We start from the raw sequence: 13,081 nt of genomic DNA on the forward strand, positions 1-13,081 counted from the left end.
TTATATTTCACGGGCGGCGGGCATCCGGATCCTAACATTACAGATGCACGCCGCTACCAATTAATACGCTCTGCCAATAGTATCGCAGGCTGCTTTTAACAGGCAAGTGCCATCGTTGGTATCCTGACCCATTTCCCAAAACATTATACCATTGGCCATACTTTTTGCCAGCATGGTTTTCTTTTTAATGGTAGGCATGCCGTTGTAATAAATTTTATAATTGGTAAAGCCACCGGCGGTTACCACCGCGCTATCAGACAAAGCGCTCCCGCCCTGACCTAAAATTCCGCTATAACTTAATATGGTTCCGCTTTGGGTAATGCCGCTTGGCCGGCCATAGGCGGGCATGCCTAACACGGCTTTAGATGCGGGCAAACCGCGTGTAGTAACCCAATAGTTAAGGCAGGTTTGCGCCAGGGCATAATTGCTGTGCTGCCTGTAGGGTACACTGGTGTTAAAATCATCGTAAGCCATGATGTTGAAAAAGTCGACATATACTCCTTTCAGTATTTCATCTTTAATGGCATTGGTATAACTACCCACGTATTTGCCCGATGTAAGGGTTGCCGTGAGGTAATATTTGGCGTTAACGTGGCAGCTATCGCTTAGTTCTTTCATTAAGGCGGTGTAGGTTATATCGGTACCATCGGCTGTGGAGGGGAACTCCCAGTCTACATCTACGCCTTGCAAATCGTAGGTACGAACGGTGTTCATTACCTTTTTAATATAATTTGTACGGCCCGTGGCGGTGGCGGCCATGGTTTTCCAGTCGGCGGCATCGCCATTCAGGCTGATCATCACTTTAGTACCCGTCCGTTTGGCTTTTACCACCACCGCGCTTAATACCGATGGACTGGCAACTGTTAACGCGCCGGTAGAGCTTAGCGTAGCAAATGCGTAACAAACTACATTACACATTTTAAAACGGCTATCGCTCACCAAATTAATATCCCGGTAGGATGGAAAATAACTTACTACATAAAAACCAAAAGCTGGTGGCGGGGTAATGGTAACCGGTGTGGTGGGTGGCGGCGTTACCGGAGTTGTTACACCCTGCGGTTCTTCGCCGGATTTTTTGCACGAATACAGCACAAAAGCGCATAAAAACGCTAATAAGAGTAGGTTTTTGTTCATATAGGTAAGATTTAGTCCACAATATATGCACAAAAACGCAAACATGCAAATAGTTACGCAGTAGGATGTTATGAAAAAATTTAAAGAATGGGATAAAACAGGTATAATAAACCAATCAGGGTACTAATTGATTATCAGCAGATTACCTATTGGGCGATAAAACCAATTTCGGCAGCAAAATGCAGTAATATAATTTGAGGTCAGAATATGTCATTTCGACGAACAGTGATGGACAAAAGAATTGGGGTGAGGAGAAATCTTCTGCGTTATAACTATGCGCTTTATCTGATTAATCCAGAAGATTTTTCGCTATCGCTCAAGAGAGTAGTTTCTCTTTCACGCAACCGCTCATCCCTGCCCTGCTCTATCGAAATGACATTTTGATATTATAAGAACTCAATTAAGATAAACGTAAGGGAAGAATCTTTAGCGTTTGTAATATTTCATCGCCTCGGGCAAACGGTTTTTAATATCCTGAACGCGGCGGGCATCTGATGGGTGATCGCTCAGAAACTCGGGGGTAGCTCCACTGCTGCGGGCAGCCATTCGCTGCCAAAAGGCAAGGGCCTCGTTAGGGTCGTACCCGGCCATAGCCATAAAGGTTAATCCCAAACGGTCGGCTTCTGATTCCTGATTGCGCGAGTAGCTCAACAAAACCAATGGACCGCCAACACCATATAACTGATTGATAACCGATACGGTAGAGTTTTCGCTACTTGATGCCGAACCCAATAAACCGCCTATACCCTGGGCCAGCATTTGCTGCGAAATGCGCTCGGCAGAGTGGTGCGCTATGGCGTGGCCAATTTCGTGAGCCAATACGGTAGCCAGGCCAGCATCTGTAACAGTAATGGGCAATATGCCGCTGTACACGGCCACTTTACCGCCCGGCATGCACCAGGCGTTAACTTCTTTACTTTGTATCAGGTTAAACTCCCAATGGTAATTATATTGATCGCCGTAGGCATTGGCGTGCAGGTATTGTTCAATGGCGTTAGATAGGCGCATGCCTATATTTTTAATACGCTGCGCTTCGGGCGTGCCTTTAACCACCGTAGTTTTAGGATCGGATAAAAGCTGCGTGTAACTTTGAGCGGCCGAGCGGTTAACATCAACATCGCTAACGGTATTGAACTGTTTACGGCCGGTTAGCGGTACCGTAGTACACGAGAAAACTGCAGATGAAATAATAACAACTGCGGTAAGTAGTGCTCTTGTTTTCATGTCAGGTAGTTTTACGCTTAAACAGATTTACTTTAGACTCGCTCCCTTTTAACAAACGTTCAATATTTTTTTGATGTGTAACCATAATGAGCACACAAATACACATGCCGTATATAATAACCGAACTTTTATACATGGGGAATATAAATGTAACCCCCATTAAATAAGTAAAGCTGGCTACTATAGAACTTAACGATACATATTTAGTGATCAACAGTACAGCAATAAATACACAAACACAAAGCAGCGATGCCTGTAAGTGTACAGCCAAAATCATACCGAATAATGTTGCAACGCCTTTGCCGCCCCTAAAACCAGCAAATATAGGAAACAGGTGCCCCATTACCGCGGTAATACCCAGAGCCAGCTGATAGTTAACAAAAACGTTAGAATGCGCGCCGCCCGTAGTTGATATCCCTATAAAGAAAGCCAGGTTTGTAGCCGCCCAACCCTTAAAAATATCAATAAGCATTACCGGCACACCGGCTTTTTTGCCCAAAACCCTAAATGTATTGGTTGCACCAGCATTACCGCTTCCGTACTCGCGCACGTCAACTTTATAAAAGGCTTGCCCAATCCATACAGCCGTGGGTATTGATCCAAATAAGTAGGCCAGTATGAGCGCTGAAATCGAATATATTGAAATCATCTCACTACAATAATACTAATTGCGGTTGTACTATCCATATAAATTATGCATTAACAGCTTTCAGGCTCAGGTCGAGGCTTTTAACGGAATGTGTTAAGGCCCCTATCGAAATATAGTTTACACCGCACTCGGCATAAGCACGTACATTATCAATAGTTATCCCGCCCGAAGCTTCGGTTATAAATTGGTCGTTTATTATATCAACAGCCTTTTTAAGATCAGCAGTGCTAAAATTATCCAGCATAATGCGTTGTACCCCGCCGGCTTTCATGGCCTGGTCTAACTCATTAAAATTACGCACTTCTATCTCAATATCCAGTTGTTTATTATTGCTTAACAAATATTGCTTCGCATTGTTGATGGCATTGCTAATTCCTCCCGAATAATCTACATGATTATCTTTGATCAGGATCATATCATACAAACCAAAACGGTGATTAACGCCCCCTCCTATCTTTACGGCAAGCTTTTCGAAGTACCTAAAGCCCGGTGTTGTTTTACGGGTATCTAAAATTTTTGTGTGGGTGCCTTTTAAAAGTTCAACAATTTGATGGGTTTGCGTGGCTATAGCACTCATGCGTTGCATCACATTCAACATCAATCGCTCGGCTTTTAAAATGCTGTGGGTACTGCCCGATACAGTTAAAGCGATATCGCCAACCTTTATGGGCGAGCCGTCCTGAATAAAAACCTCGGCTTTTAGGTCGGCGTCAATAACATCAAATATTTCGAGCGCTATGGCTACCCCGGCTAAAATGCCATCTTCTTTAACTAACAGTTTGGCTTTGCCTTGTGTACCTGCCGGAATGGTTGATAACGAGGTATGATCGCCATCGCCAACATCTTCTTGCAGATAGTCGGCAATATATTTACGGATTGCGTTTTTGTCCAATTTATATGATTATAACGCCCAAAAGTAAAAAAATACTTTTAGCTATTTGGCTTTTTCGGCTTCAATGTGTAACTCATTGACCTGGAAGGCGCCATTGTTATTGCGCAGCGAAATTGAGGTACGATAGGTGCCGCTTTTGCTGCTTAAAGCTACCACCATGTATTTCAAATCGGCGTTAGACTTAACCTGGTGTATCAACTTTACCGTGAAAGGCTGGTTTTTAGTGAAAAAATTATTCAGGATAACTTCGGCCTGATCTTTGGTATAAACATCACCTTCGCCTAAAATATTAAGGTCAACGTTTTTCGCGAAGGTTTTATATAAGTCGGCCCAGCTGCTTTGTTTTAACAAAGAAACTGTTTGCTCAACCGGATCGGCAGCCTTAAGCTGGATCATTGAAAATGAAAATATAAACAGAAGGCAAATAGTTTTCATTTTAATATAATTACTTATTAAACAGCACCATTATTGTGCCAAAAGGTGTTGATAAACATTTAACGTTTGTTAAATCATTTAAATATACAAAAATTAACAAATGATTTATATTTGCAGCGTGCAAAAAACAAATAAAAAAGTCGCCTTAATAATCCTGGATGGATGGGGTTATGGCCGTAACGATAAATCGAATGCTATTTTAGCTGCAAAAACTCCTTTTTTTGATTCGCTTTTAGAGCAATACCCACACTCCAAGCTGCAAGCTTCGGGCACATCGGTAGGTTTGCCTGCCGGGCAAATGGGCAACAGCGAAGTTGGCCACATGAATTTGGGCGCGGGCCGCGTGGTTTACCAGGAACTGGGCCGCATAAATAAAGCTGTTGAAGAAAAAGAGTTTGACGAAAACCCGGTTGTAAAACAGGCTTTTACTTATGCTAAAGAAAATAACAGGGATGTACACTTTATAGGATTGGTATCCGATGGTGGCGTACACTCGCATACCAAACACTTATTGGGCCTGTGCGATGTTGCCGAGCGCTACAAATTACCGCACGTTTACATTCACGCGTTTTTAGATGGCCGCGATACCGACCCTAATAGCGGCGCTAAATACATTACCGAAGTTGAAAATCATATTAAAGATACCAACGTTCAGATAGCATCGGCCATTGGCAGGTATTATGCCATGGATAGGGATAACCGCTGGGAACGTGTGAGAAAGGCCTATGATGTAATGGTTAACGGCGAAGGAACAGGCACGCATGATCTGGTTGGTTCTATCAGGCAATCGTACGCCGATGGTGTTACCGATGAGTTTATTTTACCGATTATTAAAACTGATGATAACGGCCAGCCGATAGCTGTTATTAAAGACGGCGATGTAGTGATCTGCTTTAATTTCCGTACCGATCGTGGCCGCGAAATTACGCAGGCGCTTACGCAGAAGGCTTTCCCGGAGCAGGCTATGCACCCGCTCGACTTGCACTACATCACCATGACCACTTATGACGAAACCTTTAAAAAGGTGCAGGTAATATTTACGAAAGATGATTTAGTGAACACTTTGGGCGAAACTTTAGAGGCGGCAGGTAAAACGCAGATCCGGATTGCGGAAACTGAAAAATACCCGCATGTTACGTTCTTCTTCTCTGGCGGTCGCGAAAAGGAATTTGAGGGTGAGAAACGCTTGCTGATACCCTCGCCAAAGGTAGCTACTTATGATATGCAGCCCGAAATGAGCGCATTAGGTATCCGCGATGCGATATTACCGGAATTGAAAGCTGGCTGGGCGGATTTTATTTGCCTCAACTTTGCCAATACAGATATGGTTGGCCACACCGGCGTATTCGAAGCTGTAGTTAAAGCCGCCGAAACCGTTGATGCCTGTACCAAAGAAGTGGTTGAAACCGGTATCGCTAACGGCTACTCGTTCATCATTATTGCCGACCACGGCAATGCCGAGTTTATGATAAATGATGATGGCACGCCAAACACCGCGCACACCACCAACCTGGTACCCTGCATTTTGATTGATGCAGATTATAAAGAAGTTAAAGATGGTAAACTGGGCGATATTGCCCCTACCGTGTTAAAAATATTAGGCGTACCCATCCCTAACATTATGAGCGAGAATGTATTGGTGTAAACGCAATATTGTTTTAGCCCTTAGTGTTGTTTTTGTAGCCGCCTGTAAACCCGAAATTAAGGACAATGGCGCCGCAAAGTATTTTGACCTGAAAAAGTATTTTACCGATGAAGCTGATAGAATGGAGAAACTCCATTCTACAGTTTTAAAAACGGTGAACTATAATAACAGCCCGGAGCAAAAAACGGTTACGGTAAAAAACTGGAAGCGCGAGCTGGGTTTGTTTATCGAATCGGACATTAACAAGCCCGCCTGGAAGGACAGTTACCGGGTTACAACCCAAAACGATTCTACAATTTACACGGCTATTGATACCAATTTGCGTACGCGCAGTGTTCTCATCGTATCAAAAGCAAACCACATTAAGCTTATCGCGATAAGCAATTTCACCAAGAACATGCTTTATCAAACTAAGGATGTGCTGGCTTACTACCCCGATTCGCTTTACCAGATAGAAAAGCACCAATCGGTTAGAATACTGGGGAGCAATAATTATTTGATAACGGGGAAGTTGAAGTAAGGGATTTAAAGTAAGTTGATTTACCATTAATAAAAAAGCAGTGGCCTTGTGCGATTCCCCTCTTGAGAGGGGGCGCGTTGGGAAGTGTAGTGGCAGGGGTGTGTTTGTACGCGCGACGAAGATGTATGGCGCAGAGTAACACACCCCTCCACCCCTCTCAAGAGGGGAATCGCACAAAGGCCACTGCTTTTTCTTTCACCCGCTTTCTTTCACCCGCTTTCTTTCACTTATAATTGCCCTTTACGGGCCTCGGTTTATTATTCGAAATGATATTTTGCTATGATATTTCTTATCCCGGAAACGGGTAAGATTGATTAGCTATGCGCCGGTGTCACCGCAGTAGCCAGCGTAAGTTGTTGTTTCGACAGATCGAGCTGGGTGCTGATATCTTTACGGGTAGGATTATCGCTCAAAACCTTTTCCAGATCGGCAACGGAGGCTTTTAGGGAGTTTACGCCGCGTACCTTATCATAAAACTTATTGGCTTTTTGCAGTTTGAACACGCCATAATCGCGGTAAAATATGCCCCTGTTTTGGTAAAACTTAATATCGTTAGGGTTAATGTTAATGGCCTTGCTCAGATCGAGTATGGCGCCTAACAAATTCTTTTCTTTATCGGCGGCGGTGGCCTGGGCATCGCGGGCGCAATAACTTTTGGCCATGGCGCGGTAGTAGTAGGCCGAGCAATCGGTAGGTTTTATTTCGACAACTTTATTGTAGGTGGCAATGGCTTTGCGGTAGTTTTCGCTGTGGTAGTATGAGTAGCCCAGCATCCAAAGCGCGTTGGCATTGGTTGAATCTGTTACACATGCCTTTTCCAGATGGGCCACGGCTTGCCTGAAATCGCCATCCATTAAGGCTTGTTGTCCCAATTTTACATAAGCGTTTTGCGCCTGTGTAACCTCGAACGAAGTAATGATTAATAGGGACAGTATGACGGAAAGTTTCATCAGAAACAAAAATTCATTAATTGGGAATCAGTATAGTAAACTGCAATTGTAACATTTTATTATACATAATGTGTTAAATAAATTATTAACATAAAATTGTGGCACACTTAAAACCTTTGGTATAGCTTTTGAAACACTATACTATTAAGCGTTGGTTTGTTAAAAACTACTTATATTACCCTACTTTTATACAGCGGGCTGACAACTTGACGTTAATTATAAAATATAAAGACTGCTCCATGAGTTTTGATCCATTCGATTTTAAAAATACTTTGCCGATAATAAACGAAGATTCCGAGTTTTTCCCCCTCATGTCGTCAGAAGACGAGGAGGAAATGAATAACGAGCAACTGCCTGATGTACTGCCAATATTGCCACTCCGTAATACTGTCCTGTTTCCGGGTGTGGTGATACCTATTACCGTTGGCCGGGATAAATCAATCAAGTTAATACGCGATGCCAACAAAGGCGACCGCATGATAGGGGTAGTTGCGCAACAGGATGTGGGTATTGAAGACCCCAATTTTAACCAGCTTAACCAGGTTGGTACCATAGCCCTCATTATTAAAATGCTGCAAATGCCCGATGGTAATACCACCGTTATTTTGCAAGGCAAAAAACGTTTTGTATTGGGCGAAGAGGTGCAAAGCGAACCTTATATTAAGGCCACGATACAACCCTTTAACGAGATCAAATCGAAAGAAGATAAGGAGTTTAAGGCTACCATATCATCAATAAAAGACATGGCGATGAGCATTATACAGCTTTCGCCAAACATACCGAGCGAGGCAGGCATCGCCATACGCAACATTGAAAGCACTACGTTTTTGGTGAATTTCATCTCATCGAACATGAATGCCGATATGGCCGCCAAACAAAAACTGCTGGAGCTAAATAACGTGCGCGACCGCGCCCACCTTATTTTAGAACATTTGACGGTTGAGATACAAATGCTTGAGCTGAAGAACCAGATACAAAGCAAGGTTCGTATTGATTTAGACAAGCAACAACGCGATTACTTTTTAAATCAGCAACTGAAAACCATACAGGAAGAGCTGGGCGGTAACTCTCCCGATCTGGAGATTGAGGATCTGCGTAAGCGCTCCCTTAAAAAGAAATGGGGCAAAGATGTTGGCGATCACTTTAAAAAAGAGTTGGAAAAACTGGTTCGCACCAATCCCGCCGCCGCAGATTATTCGGTGCAGATCAATTACTTAGAGCTACTGTTAGACCTGCCCTGGAACGAGTTCACAAAAGATAACTTTGACCTTAAACGTGCCCAAAAGGTTTTGGATAAAGACCACTTTGGTTTAGATAAGGTTAAACAACGTATTATTGAGTACCTGGCCGTATTGAAGCTAAAGCACGATATGAAAGCGCCTATACTTTGTTTGGTTGGCCCTCCGGGCGTTGGTAAAACTTCGTTAGGTAAATCAATAGCCAAGGCTTTGGGCCGCAAGTATGTGCGTATGGCTTTGGGTGGGATACGTGATGAGGCCGAAATTCGCGGTCACCGTAAAACTTATATTGGCGCTATGCCGGGGCGTATCATATCGTCCATCAAAAAAGCGGGCGCGGCTAACCCCGTGTTTATTTTAGATGAGATTGATAAGGTCGGTAACGATTTCCGTGGCGATCCGTCGTCGGCCTTGTTAGAGGTTTTGGATCCTGAGCAGAACAGTACTTTTTATGATCATTATGTGGAGATGGATTTCGACCTGTCTAATGTGATGTTCATCGCTACAGCAAACTCATTGAGCTCAATCCAGCCAGCTTTGTTAGACAGAATGGAGATCATTGAGGTGAACGGTTATACCATTGAAGAAAAGATAGAGATTGCCAAACAACACCTCGTACCCAAACAACGCGAAGCTCACGGCTTAAAGCTGAAGGATGTAACGCTGAAAAATAACGTTTTAGAAAAGGTGGTTGAAGAGTACACCCGCGAATCGGGCGTGCGGGCTTTGGAGAAAAAGATAGGTTCTCTGGTACGTGGCATTGCCAAAAACATTGCTATGGAAGAGGCCTACAACCCTGCCGTAAGCAAAGATGATGTGGAACGCATATTAGGCGCCCCCATTTTTGATAAGGACCAATACGAAAACAACGAGGTTGCCGGCGTGGTTACAGGTTTAGCCTGGACACAGGTTGGCGGCGATATATTATTCATCGAATCGAGCTTGAGTCCCGGTAAGGGTAAATTGACCTTAACCGGTAGTTTGGGCGATGTGATGAAGGAATCGGCGGTGATAGCCTTGGCTTACCTGCGCGCCCATGCATCGTACTTTAATATTGACCCACGGTTGTTTGACCAATGGGATGTGCATGTGCACGTACCGGCTGGCGCTACGCCTAAGGATGGACCATCGGCTGGGATAACCATGCTCACGGCTTTAACATCGGCATTTACGCAGCGCAAGGTTAAAACGCATCTGGCTATGACGGGCGAAATCACCCTTCGCGGGAAAGTATTGCCTGTAGGTGGGATCAAAGAAAAAATACTGGCGGCTAAACGTGCCAATATTAAAGAGATCATCTTATGTAAATCAAACGAAAAAGACATCCTGGAGATCAAGGAAGATTATATTAAGGACCTGCAATTCCATTACGTGCGCGAAATGCGCGAGGTGATTGACCTGGCCCTATTGAAACAACAGGTTAAAGAACCTTTGGATCTGACCATAAAAGAAGACCCTAAACCGGTTTTGAATTAACCTTTAATTAAAATATGAATATGAAAGCCGGATAAATCTCCGGCTTTTTCTAATTTTGCCCACCATATTTTTATAATGAAGTCTAAATTTCTATTCCCGTTCTTATTCATATTTTCTTATTCTATCTCCTTCGCTCAAGTTAAAACTTATCAAAACGAGGCTGGTATACAATCAGACAATGATGGTTTTTTGGCCCAGAAGAGCGACAGGTATTACACCGCCGGTAACTTTGGTTATTACCGCCACGCCTTAAAAATTGCGGATACCGCCAAATCAAAACTGGCTAACAAGATACTGGGCTTTGAGTTGGGGCAAAAGATATTTAACCCGCAAACCGGGGGCATTCCCGATCGTATTTATATTGACCGCCCTTTTGCAGGATACTTGTATTTAGGAACCAACCTAAACCTGCTTTATAAAAACGAAAGCAACCTGAAACTACAGGCCCGCGTAGGCATGGTTGGCCAACATGCTTTTGGCGAAGAGATACAGGATGTGATACATGATGTGATTGGTTTTTACCACCCCACAGGCTGGCAATACCAGGTGCAGGATGCCTTCCAGCTCAATTTATCGGCCGAGTATAACAGGCTTTTAACACGGGATAACCATATCGACCTATCGCTAACCAGCCATGCCGATTTGGGTACGGGTATAACCGGCGCAGGCGCGGGTTTTTTGGTACGATGGGGTAAGTTTAACCAGTTGTTTAATTCGGCGGCTACCAATAGCACGGTTTCGGCAAATGGTAATTTAAAGCCGCTTCACGATAGTGAGTTCTTTTTTTATTACAAACCCATATTGAATGTGGTGGTTTATGATGCTACCATACAAGGCGGCCTGTTTGAAAAACAAGCCGGCCCGGATGAGGTGTTAAGCTGGCCCAACTTATTTTTATTTACCCAACAGGTTGGCGGCTCTTACGTAAAAAACCGCTGGGTATTTGATGCATCCATCGTATTTGAAACCCGCGAAACGGAGCTCATGTCGCATACCGGGCATTGGGGGCACCAGTGGGGTGCTTTGAGTGCGATGTATCGATTTTGACCGTTGATTTTTTTATGATTAGTGTGATTTCGTTGATTACCCCGAGCATGTTGGTTTGATTAAAAATCAAACCAATCATAAAAATCAAATCTAATCAGCGGTATAATCACGTTTACTCCGGTTTATCTTCTTTAAGGCTGCTCTGCGTTTATCATCCAACCTTGCCGCTTTTGAGGCTTTGGATATTTTGCTGACCTTGCGTTTTTTGGGTTGGTGCAGGGCTTTGGTCAATATGTCGGCTAATTTTTCTAAAGCTATTTGTTTGTTGAAGAGCTGGCTGCGATCCTCCTCGCAAATTACCTGGACTAAGCCATCCTTGTTTAAACGTGGTTGCAGTTTGGTGTTGAGTATCAGCTTTTCTTCGTCGGTAAACAAGGTCGAATCGTTTATCGAGAACAATAGCTCCACCTTGCTCGATACCTTGTTCACGTTTTGGCCGCCCTTGCCCCCGCTGCGCGAAGTTTTATAATGTACGTTTGTTTGCAGGTCGGTTTTAGTAAAAGTCATTTCAAAAATTGTAAATTTGTCCCTTGTATGAGTAAAAACATTGTAGTTGCCATTGATGGGTATTCGAGTTGCGGGAAAAGTACTTTAGCCAAAGCTCTGGCTAAAAAACTTCACTATATATATATCGACAGCGGCGCGATGTACCGGGCAGTTACCTTGTATTTTTTGCGCAATGATATTGATTTAAAAGATGAAAGCCAAATAGCACAGGCTTTACAGGATATTCACCTCAACTTTCACTCGCGCGATTACGAAACCCATATTATGCTGAACGACGAGGAGGTATCCGAAGAGATCCGCCAGATGCACGTGGCCAACAGCGTAAGTCCGGTAGCCGCTATACATGCCGTTCGGGTTGAAATGGTGAAACAGCAGCAACGCATGGCTAAATCAAAAAACATTGTGATGGATGGCCGTGATATTGGTACCGTGGTTTTCCCGGATGCGCAGCTCAAGTTATTTATGACCGCCGACCCGCTCATACGCGCCGAAAGACGCTTTAAAGAGCTAACCGCCAAAAACCCGGACCTGACTTTGGAAGATGTTTTTGACAACCTCGCCCACCGCGATTATCAAGACACAACTCGCGCCGAAAGCCCCCTGACCAGAGCCCACGACGCCATTATATTAGACAATACCGATTTAACGCCCGATGAGCAACTGGCTTTCGCGGTAGAGAAATTGCAGCCGTTTTTGTAGGGTGATATTTACTTTTTGTCATTGCGAGGCACGAAGCAATCGCGAACTGTACAGGGCGGACATGCACAGCCGTCTTGCCTCCGTGCGATTGCTTCGTTCCTCGCAATGACATGATGGAGATAATTTTTACTGCGCGTCGTAAATAATAACCTTATCAAAACACACGCGGAACTCATCTAAAAATGCCTTGTGCAAAGGGTGTACCTGGTAAACATCGTGCGCGGCCAAATCGTCAAACAACAAAAACAAACTGAAGGTATAAGTAGTATCAACAACGGCGCGCTCAATTGGGGCAGGTGTGCCTATGTGCAGTGTTTTAACAACTTCAACACCTTTTAAGGTTTCTAAGCTTTTGCGGAAGGCTGCTTTCTGATCGTCGGTGGTATCGGCTTTAAGCCAGAATAAAACGTGGTGTGCTATCATGCGCCAAAGGTAATAATTGGTAGCATTTAAAGAAGCATCGGCCTTGCGCGATTCCCCTCTTGAGAGGGGTGGAGGGGTGTGTTACTCTGCGTCAGGCAATGTTCGTCGCGCGTAGAAACACACCCCTGCAACCGCAATCCCAACGCGCCGCCTCTCAAGGGTAATTATAAAAGTTTTCAATATTTAGAAAAGCGGTGGCCTTGCGCGATTCCCCTCTTGAGAGGGGTGGAGGGGTGTGTTAC

At 44.1% G+C, this 13,081-nt stretch carries 13 protein-coding genes; 5 read left to right on the forward strand and 8 right to left on the reverse strand.

Translation table 11 applies throughout. The annotated features are described in order from the left end of the window. Positions 1–60 precede the first annotated feature (60 nt). From ABIN91_RS11900 to ABIN91_RS11920, 5 genes are all read right to left on the reverse strand, one after another. Positions 61–1,134, reverse strand: a complete 1,074-nt coding sequence (locus tag ABIN91_RS11900; RefSeq protein ID WP_348051328.1) for a glycosyl hydrolase family 18 protein — start codon at positions 1,132–1,134, stop codon at positions 61–63. Positions 1,135–1,560: 426 nt separating this feature from the next. Continuing rightward, entirely contained in the window at positions 1,561–2,358 is a 798-nt protein-coding gene (locus ABIN91_RS11905; protein WP_348051329.1) for a M48 family metallopeptidase, read from the reverse strand. A gap of 1 nt (position 2,359) precedes the next feature. Beyond that, on the reverse strand, positions 2,360–3,007 hold the full coding sequence (gene plsY / locus ABIN91_RS11910; protein WP_348051330.1) for a glycerol-3-phosphate 1-O-acyltransferase PlsY: 648 nt from the start codon (positions 3,005–3,007) through the stop codon (positions 2,360–2,362). A gap of 43 nt (positions 3,008–3,050) precedes the next feature. Further along, on the reverse strand, positions 3,051–3,899 hold the full coding sequence (gene nadC / locus ABIN91_RS11915; RefSeq protein ID WP_348051331.1) for a carboxylating nicotinate-nucleotide diphosphorylase: 849 nt from the start codon (positions 3,897–3,899) through the stop codon (positions 3,051–3,053). A gap of 42 nt (positions 3,900–3,941) precedes the next feature. Next, positions 3,942–4,295 carry a DUF4783 domain-containing protein gene (locus tag ABIN91_RS11920; RefSeq protein ID WP_348051332.1) on the reverse strand — a complete coding sequence of 118 codons (354 nt, stop codon included), beginning with the start codon at positions 4,293–4,295 and terminating at the stop codon, positions 3,942–3,944. Between the two features lie 139 nt (positions 4,296–4,434). Between ABIN91_RS11920 and gpmI the strand changes: the two genes are divergently transcribed. Further along, positions 4,435–5,979: a 2,3-bisphosphoglycerate-independent phosphoglycerate mutase gene (gene gpmI / locus ABIN91_RS11925; protein WP_348051333.1), complete on the forward strand. Its 1,545-nt coding sequence runs from the start codon at positions 4,435–4,437 to the stop codon at positions 5,977–5,979. Continuing rightward, entirely contained in the window at positions 5,966–6,499 is a 534-nt protein-coding gene (locus ABIN91_RS11930) for a hypothetical protein (RefSeq protein WP_348051334.1), read from the forward strand. Before gpmI ends, ABIN91_RS11930 begins: the two co-directional genes overlap by 14 nt. A gap of 314 nt (positions 6,500–6,813) precedes the next feature. Here the strand turns inward: ABIN91_RS11930 and ABIN91_RS11935 are convergent, their stop codons facing one another. After that, positions 6,814–7,449: a tetratricopeptide repeat protein gene (locus ABIN91_RS11935; protein ID WP_348051335.1), complete on the reverse strand. Its 636-nt coding sequence runs from the start codon at positions 7,447–7,449 to the stop codon at positions 6,814–6,816. A 239-nt stretch (positions 7,450–7,688) separates the two neighbouring features. Between ABIN91_RS11935 and lon the strand changes: the two genes are divergently transcribed. Then, positions 7,689–10,163 (forward strand): endopeptidase La, encoded by a 2,475-nt coding sequence (gene lon, locus ABIN91_RS11940; protein WP_348051336.1) that lies wholly within the window; start codon positions 7,689–7,691, stop codon positions 10,161–10,163. Positions 10,164–10,238: 75 nt separating this feature from the next. Beyond that, entirely contained in the window at positions 10,239–11,210 is a 972-nt protein-coding gene (locus ABIN91_RS11945; RefSeq protein ID WP_348051337.1) for a lipid A deacylase LpxR family protein, read from the forward strand. A gap of 90 nt (positions 11,211–11,300) precedes the next feature. Here the strand turns inward: ABIN91_RS11945 and arfB are convergent, their stop codons facing one another. Beyond that, entirely contained in the window at positions 11,301–11,717 is a 417-nt protein-coding gene (gene arfB, locus ABIN91_RS11950; RefSeq protein WP_348051338.1) for an alternative ribosome rescue aminoacyl-tRNA hydrolase ArfB, read from the reverse strand. A gap of 27 nt (positions 11,718–11,744) precedes the next feature. On the opposite strand from arfB, the gene cmk reads away from it, so the two are divergent. Next, positions 11,745–12,416: a (d)CMP kinase gene (gene cmk / locus ABIN91_RS11955; protein ID WP_348051339.1), complete on the forward strand. Its 672-nt coding sequence runs from the start codon at positions 11,745–11,747 to the stop codon at positions 12,414–12,416. A gap of 126 nt (positions 12,417–12,542) precedes the next feature. Here cmk and ABIN91_RS11960 read toward each other — a convergent pair whose 3' ends face one another. Next, positions 12,543–12,839, reverse strand: a complete 297-nt coding sequence (locus ABIN91_RS11960) for a Dabb family protein (protein ID WP_348051340.1) — start codon at positions 12,837–12,839, stop codon at positions 12,543–12,545. Between the last annotated feature and the right edge of the window lie 242 nt (positions 12,840–13,081).

It is taken from the genome of Mucilaginibacter sp. (assembly GCF_039921305.1).
In the GTDB taxonomy this organism is placed as follows: domain Bacteria; phylum Bacteroidota; class Bacteroidia; order Sphingobacteriales; family Sphingobacteriaceae; genus Mucilaginibacter.

Excerpts from the sequence above, each read along its gene's own strand:
- ABIN91_RS11900 (WP_348051328.1), bottom strand. The coding sequence starts at position 1,134 with ATGAACAAAAACCTACTCTTATTAGCGTTTTTATGCGCTTTTGTGCTG.
- ABIN91_RS11905 (WP_348051329.1), bottom strand. The coding sequence starts at position 2,358 with ATGAAAACAAGAGCACTACTTACCGCAGTTGTTATTATTTCATCTGCA.
- plsY (WP_348051330.1), bottom strand. The coding sequence starts at position 3,007 with ATGATTTCAATATATTCGATTTCAGCGCTCATACTGGCCTACTTATTT.
- ABIN91_RS11920 (WP_348051332.1), bottom strand. The coding sequence starts at position 4,295 with ATGATCCAGCTTAAGGCTGCCGATCCGGTTGAGCAAACAGTTTCTTTG.
- gpmI (WP_348051333.1), top strand. The coding sequence starts at position 4,435 with ATGATTTATATTTGCAGCGTGCAAAAAACAAATAAAAAAGTCGCCTTA.
- ABIN91_RS11930 (WP_348051334.1), top strand. The coding sequence starts at position 5,966 with ATGTATTGGTGTAAACGCAATATTGTTTTAGCCCTTAGTGTTGTTTTT.
- ABIN91_RS11935 (WP_348051335.1), bottom strand. The coding sequence starts at position 7,449 with ATGAAACTTTCCGTCATACTGTCCCTATTAATCATTACTTCGTTCGAG.
- lon (WP_348051336.1), top strand. The coding sequence starts at position 7,689 with ATGAGTTTTGATCCATTCGATTTTAAAAATACTTTGCCGATAATAAAC.
- ABIN91_RS11945 (WP_348051337.1), top strand. The coding sequence starts at position 10,239 with ATGAAGTCTAAATTTCTATTCCCGTTCTTATTCATATTTTCTTATTCT.
- arfB (WP_348051338.1), bottom strand. The coding sequence starts at position 11,717 with ATGACTTTTACTAAAACCGACCTGCAAACAAACGTACATTATAAAACT.
- cmk (WP_348051339.1), top strand. The coding sequence starts at position 11,745 with ATGAGTAAAAACATTGTAGTTGCCATTGATGGGTATTCGAGTTGCGGG.
- ABIN91_RS11960 (WP_348051340.1), bottom strand. The coding sequence starts at position 12,839 with ATGATAGCACACCACGTTTTATTCTGGCTTAAAGCCGATACCACCGAC.